Genomic DNA, 14,604 nt, shown 5'->3' on the forward strand with positions numbered 1-14,604 from the left:
TCCTAAGAATTCGTTACGACTAGCGAAATTGCGCGAGGAACCGCAAGTCGTTGTCGAAGAACAGACGCAAGTCGTTCACGCCGTAACGCAGCATGGCCAGACGCTCAACGCCCATGCCGAAGGCAAAGCCCGAGAACTCTTCCGGATCGATCCCGGACATGCGCAACACGTTCGGGTGAACCATGCCGCAGCCCATCACCTCCAGCCAGCCAGTCTGCTTGCAGACGCGGCAGCCTTTACCGCTGCACATCACGCACTCCATGTCGACTTCGGCAGAAGGCTCGGTGAACGGGAAGTACGAAGGACGGAAACGCACAGCCAGTTCTTTCTCGAAGAACACTCGCAGAAACTCTTCAATCGTGCCTTTGAGATCGGCGAAGTTGATATCGCGATCGACCAGCAAACCTTCGACCTGGTGGAACATCGGCGAGTGGGTGATATCGGAGTCGCTGCGGTACACACGACCTGGGCAGACGATGCGGATCGGCGGTTTTTTCGATTCCATGGTGCGGACCTGTACCGGCGAGGTATGGGTGCGCAGCAACATGTTGGCGTTGAAATAGAAGGTGTCATGCATCGACCGGGCCGGGTGGTGGCCTGGGATGTTGAGCGCCTCGAAGTTGTGATAGTCGTCTTCGACCTCAGGACCTTCGGCGATGCCGTAGCCGATATGGGTGAAGAACTGTTCGATACGTTCCAGAGTCCGGGTTACCGGATGCAGACCACCGGAGGTCTGACCGCGGCCCGGCAGGGTCACGTCAATGGATTCGGCAGACAGTTTGGCAGCCAGTTCGGCTTCCTCAAACAAGGCCATGCGCGCATTGAGAACGCCTGTGACACGTTCCTTGGCAACGTTGATCAGGGCGCCGACCTGCGGACGCTCTTCTGCCGGCAAATTCCCCAGGGTCTTCATCACCTGAGTCAATTCACCTTTTTTGCCAAGGTATTGAACCCGGATTTGCTCCAGGGCATTGATATCTTCAGCGCTTTGCACAGCCTCTAGTGCTTGAGAGACCAGCGCATCCAGGTTTTCCATGTACAGACTCCAGATACAAAATAGGGGAAGAGCTTGAAGGCTCTTCCCCTATTTATGACGTTTAACACCTGGCCCCACAGAGGTGAGGCCGGGTGACTGTCGGGGGTACTTAAGCCAAGGTGGCTTTAGCTTTCTCGACAATCGCAGCAAACGCCGCTTTTTCGTTCACTGCCAGATCAGCCAGAACCTTACGGTCGATCTCGATGGACGCTTTTTTCAGGCCAGCGATGAAACGGCTGTAAGACAGACCGTTAACACGAGCACCAGCGTTGATACGAGCGATCCACAGAGCGCGGAACTGACGTTTTTTCTGACGACGGTCACGGTAGGCGTATTGGCCTGCCTTGATTACCGCTTGCTTGGCAACACGGAATACGCGGGAGCGTGCGCCGTAGTAGCCTTTAGCAAGTTTCAGAATTTTTTTGTGACGTTTACGGGCAATGACGCCACGCTTTACACGAGCCATGAGTTACTTCCTCTATTCTTGATCCAAAAATTAACGAAGGCGCAGCATGCGCTCGACTTTTGCCACGTCAGACGGATGCAGCAAGCTGCTACCGCGCAGTTGACGCTTACGCTTGGTCGACATTTTGGTCAGGATGTGGCTCTTGAAAGCGTGCTTGTGCTTGATACCGTTAGCAGTTTTCAGAAACCGCTTAGCAGCACCACTTTTGGTTTTCATCTTTGGCATGTTCGGATACTCCGCATTCAGTTGATAAACATAATCAGAAGGCCTGCCGTGCCCTGTTGATTACTTCTTCTTTTTCGGGGCGATGACCATGATCAGCTGGCGTCCTTCCATCTTAGGATGCTGTTCGACCGAACCGTACTCGAGCAGGTCTTGTTCAACCCGCTTGAGGAGTTCCATCCCCAGCTCCTGGTGGGCCATCTCACGGCCGCGGAATCGCAAGGATACCTTGGCCCTGTCCCCGTCACTCAGGAAACGTACCAGGTTGCGCAGTTTTACCTGGTAATCCCCTTCCTCCGTCCCTGGACGAAACTTGATTTCTTTTACCTGAATCTGCTTCTGGTTCTTCTTCGCCGCAGCAATCTGCTTCTTCTTTTCGAAGATCGATTTGCCGTAGTCCATCACCCGGCAAACCGGTGGGACTGCGTCGGCAGAGATTTCTACCAGATCAAGCTTGGCTTCTTCAGCAATACGAAGCGCTTCATCAATCGAGACGATGCCAATCTGCTCGCCATCAGCGCCAATTAACCGAACCTCGCGTGCCGAGATATTCTCGTTGATCGGGGCTTTCGGTGCAGCTCGTTTATCTTGTCTCATTTCACGCTTAATAATAATTACTCCGAATCTGGGCGACCACGCCGGGAAACCGCTTGCGCGAGAAACTCAGCGAACTGGGCGACGGGCATCGAGCCCAGGTCAGCACCTTCACGAGTACGCACAGCGACAGTCTGCATCTCGACTTCCTTATCCCCAATAACCAAGAGATATGGAACCTTGAGCAAAGTATGCTCGCGGATTTTAAAGCCGATCTTTTCATTTCTCAAGTCGGACTTGGCACGAAACCCGCTTTCGTTGAGAGTTTTTTCGACCTGAGCGACGAAATCTGCCTGTTTATCAGTGATATTCATGATCACTGCCTGGGTTGGCGCCAGCCACGCAGGGAATGCACCTTCGTAGTGCTCGATCAGAATCCCGACGAAACGCTCGAACGAACCGAGGATCGCACGGTGCAACATCACCGGATGCTTGCGACTGTTGTCTTCGGAGACGTATTCGGCTCCCAGACGCACAGGCAGGTTGAAATCGAGCTGCAAGGTACCACACTGCCACACGCGGCCGAGGCAATCTTTCAGCGAGAATTCGATTTTCGGACCATAGAATGCGCCCTCACCCGGCTGCAGATCATACGGCAGACCAGCGCTATCAAGGGCTGCGGCCAGGGCTGCTTCGGCGCGATCCCACAGCTCGTCGGAACCAACGCGCTTTTCCGGACGAGTGGACAGCTTCATCTCGACATCGGTGAAGCCGAAGTCACGGTAAACATCCATGGTCAGCTTGATGAACGCAGCGGATTCAGCCTGCATCTGCTCTTCGGTGCAGAAGATGTGGGCGTCATCCTGGGTAAACGCACGCACACGCATGATGCCGTGCAGCGCACCCGATGGCTCGTTACGGTGGCAGGCACCGAATTCGGCCAAGCGCATCGGCAACTCGCGGTAGCTCTTCAGGCCCTGATTGAACACCTGCACGTGGCACGGGCAGTTCATCGGTTTGATGGCGTAGTCGCGGCTTTCCGACTCGGTAGTGAACATGTTGTCGGCGTAGTTAGCCCAGTGCCCGGACTTTTCCCACAGGCTACGATCAACGACTTGCGGCGTCTTGATTTCAAGATAGCCGTTGTCGCGCTGCACCTTGCGCATGTACTGCTCGAGTACCTGGTACAACGTCCAGCCATTCGGGTGCCAGAACACCATGCCCGGCGCTTCTTCCTGAGTGTGGAACAGGCCCAGGCGCTTGCCGATCTTGCGGTGATCGCGCTTTTCAGCTTCTTCGATACGCTGGATGTAAGCCGCCAACTGCTTCTTGTCAGCCCATGCGGTGCCGTACACGCGCTGCAATTGCTCGTTCTTGGCATCACCGCGCCAGTAGGCGCCGGACAGCTTGGTCAGCTTGAAGGATTTCAGGAAGCGAGTGTTCGGCACGTGCGGACCGCGGCACATGTCGACGTATTCTTCGTGATAGTACAGGCCCATTGCCTGCTCGTTCGGCATGTCTTCGACCAGGCGCAGCTTGTAGTCTTCGCCACGGGCCTTGAACACTTCGATCACTTCGGCACGTGGAGTGACTTTCTTGATGACGTCATATTCGGTATCGATCAGCTGCTGCATGCGCTGTTCGATGGCCGCCATGTCGTCCGGAGTAAAAGGACGCTCGAAGGCGATGTCGTAATAGAAACCCTCATCAATGACCGGCCCGATGACCATTTTTGCAGTCGGGTACAACTGCTTGACCGCATGGCCGACCAGGTGGGCGCAAGAGTGGCGAATGATCTCCAGCCCCTCTTCATCCTTTGGCGTGATGATTTGCAGCGTTGCGTCGCTGTCGATGATGTCGCTAGCGTCAACCAGCTTGCCGTTCACCTTGCCGGCCAGGGTGGCCTTGGCCAGACCTGCACCGATGGATGCGGCGACCTCGGCTACGGAAACCGGGTGATCGAATGAACGTTGACTGCCGTCGGGAAGAGTAATAGTTGGCATGGCGCCTCCTCTCCTAGTGGTGACCCCTACCAAAGGTCACGTGGGTTGGGATGAGCCAGTACAAGATCCGATCCAGGCCATTCAATGACGAACGCCTGCCTTACAGCGGCAGGAGCCTTGCGGCCAACCGGAAAACCGAACCAGAGTGACTGGGATTCAAATCAGAAAATTCGTGCACGGCCGCAACCGGGACTGAAGGTCATCCGGAGCCTGCGAACGCCCGAGCCAGGCATGCTAGCACAGATGAACGGTCGCCGATGCACTCTGGTTTTTACCGAGAGGCAAATCGTCTGTTTTATGCCAGAGTGCTGAACTTGATCGGCCTTTGGGCCCTCAGATAACAAGACATTGACCCACAAGGAGCATCCTCGCATGCGTCTTAATACCCTGCTTGCTGCAGTCGCCCCCCTCGTTTTGCTGCTGCCGCTGAGCGCCCACGCTGACTGGCCAAAGGGCGAGCGTGAGAAATACATGGCTCAGTGCACCCAGGCGGCCACTCCGCAAATCGGTGCAGCTGCCGCAAAATCCCACTGCGCGTGCGGTGCCGATGCCATCAAGTCTTATCCGGCCAGCGACATTCAGGCATTGATGGACAACAAGGCCACGCCTGAGCTGCAACAAAAAGCTCTGGGGCAAATTGCCAAATGCAAGGCCAACGTCCCGGCGAAAAAATGATGAAACAGGCCTTTTCACTGCCCCCAGCCCCGCTGAAAGGCATCTGATTCAGGCCTTTTCGTACGATTTATGCAGGTTTTACAGGTTTTTTTATTGTCTTTACTTTTCGCGAAAAGCCTTTTAAACCGGGGCCTCCAGCCGAAACAGGCAGTAAAGAAAACACGACTGATTGGCAAACAGCACGTCCGGGGGGCTACCAAAGCGAACATTTCGACTATGATACCCCGGTGTGCCCAGTTGGCCTGAGCAGCACAGTACTACTGAAAATATATGTTTCTTGGAGATACACCATGTCTAATCGCCAAACCGGCACCGTTAAATGGTTCAACGATGAAAAAGGCTTCGGCTTCATCACTCCTCAAGGTGGCGGTGACGACCTGTTCGTACACTTCAAAGCTATCGAAACTGACGGTTTCAAAAGCCTGAAAGAAGGCCAGACCGTCTCCTTCGTGGCTGAGAAAGGCCAAAAGGGTATGCAAGCTGCACAAGTTCGCCCAGAGTAATTTCCCGGCGCACTAAAAAAACCCCGTCCATGTGACGGGGTTTTTTATGGGTGATACGAAAGCCCGACAGGTTCAGCCGCAGTTGACGCGGGTGACCACCAGGTTCTGATCGGTATTCAGGTTGAGGCGATCAGAGCGGTACTCCAAAGTAATCATGTCATTGGGCTTGAGGAACCGGGCATTCTGCGCACCGGCTTTTTTGCGTGCCTGCTCCAACAGCTCCGGCGAAGCTTTCTTGCCGAGAGCGAACTCCGCTGCTGACGCCTCACAACGACCAAGGCCGGTCTCAGTCGTCACGGGATCCTTCTGCGACTCACTGGAGGTTGTGCTGCAACCCGCCAACACAGCAACGGCCATCAGTGCACCCAGTGACGCGAACTTCCAAGGCATGAAGCCTCCTTATTTCAATTTGAGCAGAGATCGTGCGACCGCCAATAAGGCGTTTGGTTTCACGGTGAGAGCCATCCCCCTGCCCCACGATCGGAAAAACGCCGAGTGTGCCTGAGCAACGCCTGAAATCTCACCCCGTAAAACGTCACTGAATATTAATAACGCTCAATAGACATCAATGTAGTCGTAAGGCGGATTCGGCCAATTGTCTTTGAGCGCATTGAAAATCTGCATGACCCAGACTTCGTCGCTGGCCGCGACATTTCCCACATACCCCGAGCCTTTTGCCCAGGTCTCCAAGCGAAACAGCAGGCCATCGATGTCTTGACCGCCAGTGACACCCGAAGAGATGTAGGCGATCCCGCCCTTGGTCACGCGCAGCTGGGTGTGTTCGTCATCACTGGCCGACGCGAGCATTTGGCGGACGGCATCAAGGGTCAGGCCGTCGGGGCTATTCAAATCGATCTGCACAGCTCAATCCTTGTTTTTTGCGGAACGACCAAGTGTCGCACAGCCCCGCGCTCATGCCTAAGTCGCAGTGCCAAACGCTCGGCTTAGTGGTTAACTCAGAACTCCGATCCCGCGACCGAGCCTTGCCATGACCACCGTAAGCATTACCGCCGACATTAAGGCCACTTGGCGACAAGGGCATAGTTCCTACAGCCCGGGTAGTCCGGAGGAATTGGCATTGATCAGCATCGACCTGCTGGTGAAGACACTGGGGACGCAAGGCGCACAAACCTTCATCGCCCAACTGTTCGAGAAGTATCCCGATGACTTCAAAGGGACACCGGACACCGAGAGGGAGTAGAAGCCCGCAAGCTGGCACCTGCGGGCGCATGCCTTACTTCAGACGTTTCAGACGCTCGGTCAGCAGGTCGAAGAAGCCCTGGGCGTCGCCGTTCTCCACCCAGAAAGCATTCTTCGGCGCCTTCAGGCCGTCATACCAGTCGACAATGGTCTGGCCGAAGGTCGGGCCTTCACGGCTGTCGACCACCACATTCACCGAACGCCCCGTGAACAGCTCAGGCTTGAGCAGGTAAGCCACGACAGTGGCGTCATGCACCGGGCCACCCGGAATGCCGTAGTGCTCCATATCCCCTTTGATGTACTCGTTGAGGATGTCGCCAACAATCTTGCTCGCATTGTTGTTCAGCGCCGCGATCTGCTTCAGGCGCGCGTCACTGGTCAGGATCTTGTGGGTCACGTCCAGCGGCAGGTAAGTCAGTTTCACACCGCTTTTGAGCACCACCTCCGCGGCTTGCGGGTCGGCGTACAGATTGAACTCGGCCACTGGCGTGATGTTGCCGCCATTGAAGTGGGCGCCCCCCATGATCACTACTTCCTTGATTCCCTGAACAATCTCCGGCTCCTGGATCAGCGCCAGGGCCAGGTTGGTCTGCGGGCCGAGCATCGCAATAGTGATGCTGTGCGGCTTGGCTTTTTTCAGGGTGTCGATCAGGTAGTTGACCGCATTGCCCTCGGCCAGGCCTTTTTTCGGTTCGTGCACGGTGACACCCGACAAGCCTTCCTTGCCATGGATGTTTTCGGCGTAGATCGGCGTGCGCATCAACGGTTTTGGCGCGCCGGCGTACACCGGAATCTCTTCCCGCCCTGCCCACTCACGGGCCAATCGCGCATTGCGCGAAGTCTTGTCCAGACGCACGTTTCCGGCCACGGTGGTCAACGCACGAATGTTCAGCTCCTCCGGGGAGGCCAGAGCAAACAACAAGGCGACCACGTCGTCGGCGCCGGGGTCGGTGTCAATGATCAGGTCGATCTTTTCCGCCGCCTGGGCGCCGGTCGCGGTTATCACGGACAAAAGCAGCAGACTCCGAATCAATTGGTGCATTTTTTGAGCATAGCGGTGCATGGCGCATTCCTTGTGCAGATGAAATCAATAGGGTCGAACCCTGTTAGAACGTAACCCCGGCTACCAGCACGATGTTGCAGTACGGCTGGCATTCGCCCGTGCGAACAATCGCTCGTGCCTGTCGGCTGAGTACCTTGAACTGCTCGTGACTGAGCAGGTCACGCCGCCCCAGCGAGCCTTCGTCACTCAGCTCGTCCAGCGTGGGCAGCGCAGTCGGTTGCTTGTCGAAAATCTCCTTGGCCAGTGCGTGGCTTTCCACCTGCATCTCGCTGAGCACGACTTTCAGGGTGCTGACGAAATCCGGCACGCCGTGCGTCAACGCCAGGTCGATCAACTCGACACCCGGCGGTACCGGCAGGCCGGCATCGCCGATCACCACCATGTCGCCGTGCCCAAGGGAAGCAATCAGCCGCGACAGGGCGACATTCAGCAAAGGAGTCTTTTTCATGCGGGTTTGAATGCCTGTACGTCGGAGGTGGTAGGAATGGAGGGCTGGGCACCTGCCCGGGTGACCGACAGGGCTGCAGCGACTTGCCCGAAACGAATGGCCTCGTCCTCGGTTTTGCCGGCCGCCAGTGCAGCGGCAAATCCGCCGACAAAGGTATCCCCGGCGGCAGTGGTATCGACAGCCTTCACTTTGGGTGCAGGAAAATGCTGGTAACCCGTACCGTTGGCGAACAAAGAGCCTTGAGCCCCCAGCGTGATGATGACCTTGCCGGCCCCCAGCGAAATCAGGTGCGCGGCGGCTTTCTCAGCGGTCTCCAGCGAGTCCACCGGCAAACCGCTGAGGGCGGCGGCCTCGCTCTCGTTGGGAATAAGGTAATCGATTGCAGCAAACCAGTCCGCTGGCAGCGGGCGACTGGCCGGCGCCGGGTTAAGGATGACCGTCTTGCCCAGTTCACGTCCGCGCTTCAGCGCGTGGCCTACCGTGGCATCGGGGATTTCCAGCTGGCAAATGATCACGTCGGCAGCCTGCAGCACGGCGTCAAACCGGTCGATAACCGCCGGGGTCATCGAGCCATTGGCACCGGCCACGATGACAATCGCATTTTGACTGTTGTCATCGACCACGATCAGCGCCACACCACTGGAATCCTCGACCACGCTGACCGCCTGACAATCGATCTGCTCGGCCAGCAACGCGTCGCGCAATTGCACACCATAGTCATCGTTGCCGACACAGCCGACCATCGACACCTGTGCACCCAGGCGCGCGGCAGCTACGGCCTGGTTGGCGCCCTTGCCACCGGACACGGTAGCGAAGGAATGACCGATCAGCGTCTCACCGCCCCGGGGCAAGCGCGGCGCCCGGGTGACCAAGTCCATGTTCAGGCTGCCTATTACCACTACATTTGCGGACATACATCACTACTCTTCAATTCGTTTCAGCGGTATTCGGTGAACACGCCGGACAGCGGTGCAGTCGATTCGCGCAGGACAATACTCGGGGTCACGATCCGCTGATCCGTCGCCAGACCCGGGGTGGCAATTCTTCGCAACAAAACTTCCGCGGCCATCTCGCCCAGTTGCAGGATCGACTGGCCCACAGTCGTCAGCGCGGGATACACGTAACGGCTCATCTGGATATCGTCGAATCCGATCACCGACAGTTCGGCAGGCACGCGCACGTTGCGCTCCGCCGCCGCTCGCAGTACACCGATGCCGATCATGTCGTTACCGGCGAAGATCGCGCTCGGCGGATTGCGCTCAAGCAGAACGGAAGCCGCGTTGTAACCGCCAGTGCTGGTGAAGTCGCTTTCCAGCATGCGCGACGGGGACACCTCAACACCGGCCTCTTTCAGCGCGCGACAAAAACCGGCCTGACGCATTTGCGCAACACTGGTACTGGCCGGACCACCGATCGTGGCGATATCGCGATGACCGAGCTCAAGCAGATGCCGCGTCGCAAGGTACGCGCCATATTCGTGATCGATGCGCACCAGGTCGGCGTCCACGCCTTCGAGTCCACGGTCGACGATCACCATCGGCGTCTTCACGCCGGCCAGTCCTTGCGCCAGACCGCTGTCGCCCCCCGCAGACGCGACGATCAAGCCGTCGATGCGCTTTTCGAGCAGCACCCGCAGGTAGCTGCGCTGCTTGTCCGGGTTGTCGTCGGAGTTGCAGAGAATCACGCAGTAGCCGTTACGCTCGCAGCAATCCTCGATTCCGCGCGCCAGTTCGGCGAAGTACGGGTTGAGGCTGTTGGGCACCAGCAAACCGATGGTGGCGGTGGTTTTCGCTTTCAGCGATCGGGCCACGGCGCTCGGCACATAGTCGAGACTCTTGATCGCCGCCTCGACCTTGAGCCGCACCTCTTCGCTCACCGGTCGGGTCTTGTTTACTACGTGGGACACGGTCGTGTAGGAAATTCCTGCAAGTGCCGCCACATCCTTGATCGTTGCCATTTATCAGCCCCGTCGACTTGCGCGTTGACTGCGATAGGTGTCAAGCACCACGGCGATCACGATCACCGCACCGGTGATGATGCGCTTGGTCGGTTCGGTCGCGCCAATCTGCGCCAGGCCGGCCGCCAGCACGGAGATGATCAACACGCCGAAAAAGGTACTGATCACCGAACCACGCCCACCCATCAGGCTGGTACCGCCGATCACCACCGCAGCGATGACTTGCAGCTCAAGGCCAGAACCGGCGTTCGGGTCGGCCGCTTCCAGCCGGGAAATCTGGAACAGCGCCGCAATACCGGCGAGCAGGCCCATCAGACTGAACACCAGGATCTTGTAGGGTTTTGGATTGATCCCCGCCAGACGTACCGCTTCCTCGTTGGTGCCAATGCCGATCAGATAGCGACCGAACACGGTACGGGTCAGAACGGCCTGGGCAACGAAAATGACCAGCAAGGCAATGATGAACGAGGGTGAAATGCCAAAGGCGATCGGGTTCGACAGCCACGCAAAGGAGTCACCGATGTAGGCCGTGCGCGAACCGGTCATCTGATAGGCCAGGCCACGGGCCATCTCCAGCACACCCAGCGACACGATAAATGACGGAATTCGCCACGCCACGGTAATCGAGCCGGTAACCGTGCCGGCCAACGCCGCGACAGCCATACCCAACAAGGCAGCCGGCAACACGCTCCAGCCCCAGCCAAGAATCGCCACGCTGACAGTGGAGGCCGCAAGTGCCAGTACCGAGCCTACCGACAGGTCGATCCCGCCGATGATCAGAACGAACGTCATGCCCACCGCCAGAACCATCAGGTCGGGAATCTGGTTGGCCAGGGTGCTGAAGGTGTTGTACGACAGGAAATGGCTGCTCATGACCGAGAACAGCGCAATCATTGCCAGCAACGCGCCGGCGAGCCCCAGATAAGTCCCGAGGCCGTAGAAATTGCCACTGGATTTGCCGGCGGAAGATGCAGTTTTCATGGGAGATCCCTAGGCGCTGCTTCGTTGAGCAACGCATCACGTTTCTGGTAGCCGGCGAATGCGGCGGCAAGCAAGTCATCCTGGGTCCAGCTGTCGCGCTCGAAGGTGTCGATCAGACGTCCCGCCGACAACACGCCGATGCGGTCGCAGATCAGCATCAGCTCACGCAAGTCGCTGGATACCACCACCAGCGCCTTGCCCTGACGGGTCAGTTCGCCGAGCAAGGCATAAATATCGAACTTGGCGCCGACATCGATACCGCGAGTCGGCTCGTCGAACAGCAGCACCGAACAGTCGCGTTCGAGCCAGCGCCCGATCACCACCTTTTGCTGATTGCCGCCGGACAGCTCGGACACCAGTTGCGTCGGACTGGAACTGCGGATGCGCATGGCGTCGATCTGCCGCTGCGCGAGCTTCGTTTCATCGCCGTTGTTGACGAACCCGCCGCTGGAAATTTCCGGCATGTTGCCCAAGGCAATGTTGGCGCTGATCGATTGGCTCAGCAGCAGGCCTTCGCCCTTGCGATCCTCCGTGATCAAGGCGATGCCGTTGCGCACCGCATCCACAGGCGAACGAATGCTCACCGTTTTCGCTGGCGAACCCAGTGCCACCGTGCCGCTGTCCGCGACATCAGCGCCGAAGATCAACCGCAAAAGTTCGGTGCGCCCAGCCCCGATCAGCCCCGAAATGCCAAAAATCTCGCCGGCGCGAACCTCAAAGGAAACGTCGCGAACTTTGTCGGAGCGGGTCAGGCCTTTGACCGTCAGGGCCGGCGCGCCGATATTGCGAGCCCCAAGATCGATATGCTCGCCCAGCTCGCGACCAACCATCAGGGTAACCAGTTGCTCACTGTTGTAATTGGCCATCGGCTCGACGCACACCAGGTTGCCGTCACGCAACACAGCAATGCGCTGAGCGACCCTGGCCAGTTCTTCGAGGCGGTGGGAGATGTAGATGATCGAGACGCCACGCGCCTGCAACCGGGTGATCTGCTCGAACAGCATCTCGACTTCGCGCGCGGTCAGCATCGCGGTCGGTTCATCAAGGATCAGCACGTGACAATCGCCGATCAGGTTACGGGCGATTTCGACCATTTGCTGGTGACCGATCCCGAGCTCGCCGACCAGTGTGTCCGGGTCGATGGCGTCGAGGCCGACTTGAGCCATGGCTTCGATAGCGGCTTTGCGCAGTTGCTTGCGACTGATCCAGCCACCATTGCTCGGCAGGTTGTCGAGGAACAGGTTCTCCGCCACCGAAAGCGTCGGCAGCAGATTGAGCTCTTGCATGACCATGCGCACACCCAGTTCTTCAGCCTGCGTGCGACTGCCAGGGCGATAATCCTTGCCCTGGAACTGCATCTGGCCGGTGGTAGGGGTGACCAGGCCACCGATGATCTTCGACAGGGTGCTTTTGCCGGCACCGTTCTCACCGGTCAGTGCCAGCACTTCACCGCGCATCAACGTCAGATCGATGCCGGTCAGTACCGGTTGCGCATAGGTCTTGCCGATACCGCTGACCGAGAGGACAGCGATCGGAGCGGAAACTGACATAAAAATCTCCATGCGCTCGCCCGGACGGACGAGCGCCATTGTGTCGCCAAAGGACTTACTTGGTGACCAGCTCGACAGGCGTTTCGATCACGCCATTTGCACCACTGTCGACTTTCTCGCCCTTGATGATTTTCAGCGCGGTCTCGATACCGAACACCGCTTGCTTCGCAGCGTACTGGTCGGCAGTCGCCAGAACGCGACCGTCCTTCAGCATGGGCTTGATGGCATTGATATTGTCGTAACCGACAACCTGCACCTGACCGGCCTTGCCGGCAGCGCGCACGGCGGAAACGGCGCCCACGGCCATGCTGTCGTTGCCGGCCAGCAGCGCCTTGACGTCCGGGTACTCGCTGAGAATCGAAGCGGCCACCTTGTTGCCCTTGTCGATTTCCCAGTCGCCGGACTGCAGGGAAACAACCTTGATCTGCGCAGCCTCCATCGCATCCTTGAAGCCAGCGGTACGCTGCTGGGCGTTGGTCGTCGTGGAGACGCCTTCAATGATGCCCACTTCATCACCGGCCTTCAGTTGCTTGGCCAGGTACTCACCCACCAGACGCGCACCTTTGCGGTTGTCCGGGCCTACGAACGGAACGCTGATGTTCTTGCTTTTGATCACAGCCGGATCGAGCTGGTTATCGATGTTGATCACGGTGATACCGGCATCGACGGCCTTCTTGATCACCGGCACCATCGCTTTGGAATCAGACGGTGCGATAACCAGCGCGTTGACCTTCGCCAGAATCATCTGCTCGACGATGCGCGTCTGCCCCGCCGTATCGGTTTCGTCCTTGATGCCGTTGGAGATCAGGTCGAAATCGGCGGAATGTTCTTTCTGGTAGGCCTTGGCGCCGTCTTCCATGGTCAGGAAGAATTCGTTGGCCAGAGATTTCATGACCAGAGCGACTTTGGGTTTTTCAGGGGACTCGGCGAAAGCCGAAGAGACAGGCAGTGCGGCGGATGCGGCAGCCAGCATGGCGACAGCAAGAAGACGTCCAGCGAATGGCAGCTTCATGGGTTCACTCCGATCTTATGATTATTGTGAGCAACGCTTGCGCTGGCGTAAGCTCGCTGCACCCCACGACGAAATCAATTCACCGCGAAGACCGCGCAAACGTTTGCGTAGACCGAACTATGCGAATCCTGCCGACATTTGTCAACGACTGAAAATCTGCATTTTTTGTAGGGCGAATCACCGTCACCACCCCCTTCTCCTAGGCGGTCGTGTTGATCACACCGCCGCTGCCGGACCCCTTGGCCATCTCACGAACCAGATTGCCGGCCACTTCCATGAGTGCAGCGTTGGTGTCTGCAATCTGCCCCTGGATCGACATGACGACTGTCGTCTTGGCTTCTTCGGTCGGATAGCTGGCCGCCTGCGCCGCGGCCAATTGCTGTTGCTGCTCCTGCAATTGCTGCTGCAACTCCTTCATGCGCTTGAGCAGTATCTTGATCGTGATGCTTTGATTGCCACCGCTTTCGGCCGGCGCCTCCTCCTGCACTGGGCCGCCACCGGTTCTGACTTGCTTCGTATCGCCAGCGTCTTTGCCCAGCGCTTCGGCCGCCGCTTGCTCGTTGGCCTCGCTCAGGGCATTGATCGTAGCGGCTGTTTTTCCGCCGATGGTAACCGCGCCGGGGTTTGGCAAACCGATAGTCAATGACATTTGAACTCCTGAAAAATTGGATCCCTATAAAGGCGCATCGGCCAGTGCGCCGTTTTCTTTAGCACAGATCCGAAAACTGGCCAGCTCACCCTGCGGACGGAGCTCGTAGTCCTTTTCGGTGAGCCGAACGAGAAAACAGCCCGCGTTCGGAAACCCGGATGAGCGAGGGAGGATCAAAACCAATCATCGAATAAATCTTGATTTAAATCATGAGGTTAAACATTTCTCTCAAGCACAGTACGACTGGTACAGATCCTGCTCCCTCCCTGCACCCCTGGCATTCAGATCGGCCCGGGGCGCATCTA

General features: G+C 57.8%; 18 protein-coding genes. 3 read left to right on the top strand and 15 right to left on the bottom strand.

The window, feature by feature from the left end:
• Positions 1-19: 19 nt before the first annotated feature.
• The 5 genes from pheS to thrS form a co-directional block, all read right to left on the bottom strand.
• Positions 20-1,036 (bottom strand): phenylalanine--tRNA ligase subunit alpha, encoded by a 1,017-nt coding sequence (gene pheS, locus CAG25_RS21250; RefSeq protein WP_011333387.1) that lies wholly within the window; start codon positions 1,034-1,036, stop codon positions 20-22.
• Between the two features lie 109 nt (positions 1,037-1,145).
• Positions 1,146-1,502: a 50S ribosomal protein L20 gene (gene rplT, locus CAG25_RS21255; RefSeq protein WP_002553161.1), complete on the bottom strand. Its 357-nt coding sequence runs from the start codon at positions 1,500-1,502 to the stop codon at positions 1,146-1,148.
• Positions 1,503-1,532: 30 nt separating this feature from the next.
• Complete coding sequence (gene rpmI / locus CAG25_RS21260; protein ID WP_002553160.1) at positions 1,533-1,727, bottom strand: 50S ribosomal protein L35; 195 nt, start codon at positions 1,725-1,727, stop codon at positions 1,533-1,535.
• Between the two features lie 60 nt (positions 1,728-1,787).
• Positions 1,788-2,339, bottom strand: coding sequence for a translation initiation factor IF-3 (gene infC / locus CAG25_RS21265; protein ID WP_169432615.1), 552 nt, complete (start codon positions 2,337-2,339; stop codon positions 1,788-1,790).
• Positions 2,339-4,261 (bottom strand): threonine--tRNA ligase, encoded by a 1,923-nt coding sequence (gene thrS, locus CAG25_RS21270; protein ID WP_039771550.1) that lies wholly within the window; start codon positions 4,259-4,261, stop codon positions 2,339-2,341. The genes infC and thrS overlap by 1 nt, the downstream gene beginning before the upstream one ends.
• A 372-nt stretch (positions 4,262-4,633) precedes the next feature.
• On the opposite strand from thrS, the gene CAG25_RS21275 reads away from it, so the two are divergent.
• On the top strand, positions 4,634-4,936 hold the full coding sequence (locus CAG25_RS21275) for a hypothetical protein (protein WP_064594887.1): 303 nt from the start codon (positions 4,634-4,636) through the stop codon (positions 4,934-4,936).
• 290 nt (positions 4,937-5,226) lie between these two features.
• A complete protein-coding gene (locus CAG25_RS21280) occupies positions 5,227-5,439 on the top strand; it encodes a cold-shock protein (protein ID WP_007956027.1) in 213 nt (70 codons plus the stop codon).
• 72 nt (positions 5,440-5,511) lie between these two features.
• On the opposite strand, the gene CAG25_RS21285 is transcribed toward CAG25_RS21280, so the two are convergent.
• Together CAG25_RS21285 and CAG25_RS21290 are read right to left on the bottom strand one after the other, a co-directional pair.
• Positions 5,512-5,829, bottom strand: coding sequence for an I78 family peptidase inhibitor (locus tag CAG25_RS21285; protein WP_085612791.1), 318 nt, complete (start codon positions 5,827-5,829; stop codon positions 5,512-5,514).
• A gap of 165 nt (positions 5,830-5,994) precedes the next feature.
• Entirely contained in the window at positions 5,995-6,300 is a 306-nt protein-coding gene (locus tag CAG25_RS21290) for a hypothetical protein (RefSeq protein ID WP_064378869.1), read from the bottom strand.
• A 127-nt stretch (positions 6,301-6,427) separates the two neighbouring features.
• Here CAG25_RS21290 and CAG25_RS21295 point away from each other — a divergent pair, with 127 nt between their 5' ends.
• A complete protein-coding gene (locus CAG25_RS21295; RefSeq protein WP_085612792.1) occupies positions 6,428-6,640 on the top strand; it encodes a hypothetical protein in 213 nt (70 codons plus the stop codon).
• A gap of 33 nt (positions 6,641-6,673) precedes the next feature.
• Here the strand turns inward: CAG25_RS21295 and CAG25_RS21300 are convergent, their stop codons facing one another.
• The 8 genes from CAG25_RS21300 to CAG25_RS21335 all read right to left on the bottom strand — a co-directional run bounded on the left by CAG25_RS21300 (position 6,674) and on the right by CAG25_RS21335 (position 14,299).
• Complete coding sequence (locus tag CAG25_RS21300) at positions 6,674-7,702, bottom strand: nucleoside hydrolase (RefSeq protein WP_085612793.1); 1,029 nt, start codon at positions 7,700-7,702, stop codon at positions 6,674-6,676.
• 43 nt (positions 7,703-7,745) lie between these two features.
• Positions 7,746-8,150: a D-ribose pyranase gene (gene rbsD, locus CAG25_RS21305; RefSeq protein WP_085612794.1), complete on the bottom strand. Its 405-nt coding sequence runs from the start codon at positions 8,148-8,150 to the stop codon at positions 7,746-7,748.
• Entirely contained in the window at positions 8,147-9,064 is a 918-nt protein-coding gene (gene rbsK, locus CAG25_RS21310; protein WP_085612795.1) for a ribokinase, read from the bottom strand. The genes rbsD and rbsK overlap by 4 nt, the downstream gene beginning before the upstream one ends.
• A 23-nt stretch (positions 9,065-9,087) precedes the next feature.
• Entirely contained in the window at positions 9,088-10,107 is a 1,020-nt protein-coding gene (locus CAG25_RS21315; RefSeq protein ID WP_085612796.1) for a LacI family DNA-binding transcriptional regulator, read from the bottom strand.
• A gap of 3 nt (positions 10,108-10,110) precedes the next feature.
• A complete protein-coding gene (locus tag CAG25_RS21320) occupies positions 10,111-11,088 on the bottom strand; it encodes an ABC transporter permease (RefSeq protein ID WP_064594871.1) in 978 nt (325 codons plus the stop codon).
• The gene (locus tag CAG25_RS21325; protein WP_085612797.1) at positions 11,085-12,638 is read right to left on the bottom strand and encodes a sugar ABC transporter ATP-binding protein; all 1,554 of its coding nucleotides are present in this window, start codon (positions 12,636-12,638) and stop codon (positions 11,085-11,087) included. The genes CAG25_RS21320 and CAG25_RS21325 overlap by 4 nt, the downstream gene beginning before the upstream one ends.
• A gap of 55 nt (positions 12,639-12,693) precedes the next feature.
• Entirely contained in the window at positions 12,694-13,650 is a 957-nt protein-coding gene (locus CAG25_RS21330) for a sugar ABC transporter substrate-binding protein (RefSeq protein ID WP_007956008.1), read from the bottom strand.
• A gap of 199 nt (positions 13,651-13,849) precedes the next feature.
• The gene (locus CAG25_RS21335; RefSeq protein WP_064594868.1) at positions 13,850-14,299 is read right to left on the bottom strand and encodes a hypothetical protein; all 450 of its coding nucleotides are present in this window, start codon (positions 14,297-14,299) and stop codon (positions 13,850-13,852) included.
• Between the last annotated feature and the right edge of the window lie 305 nt (positions 14,300-14,604).

The organism is Pseudomonas sp. B16(2017) (assembly GCF_002113205.1).
GTDB lineage: Bacteria > Pseudomonadota > Gammaproteobacteria > Pseudomonadales > Pseudomonadaceae > Aquipseudomonas > Aquipseudomonas pharyngis.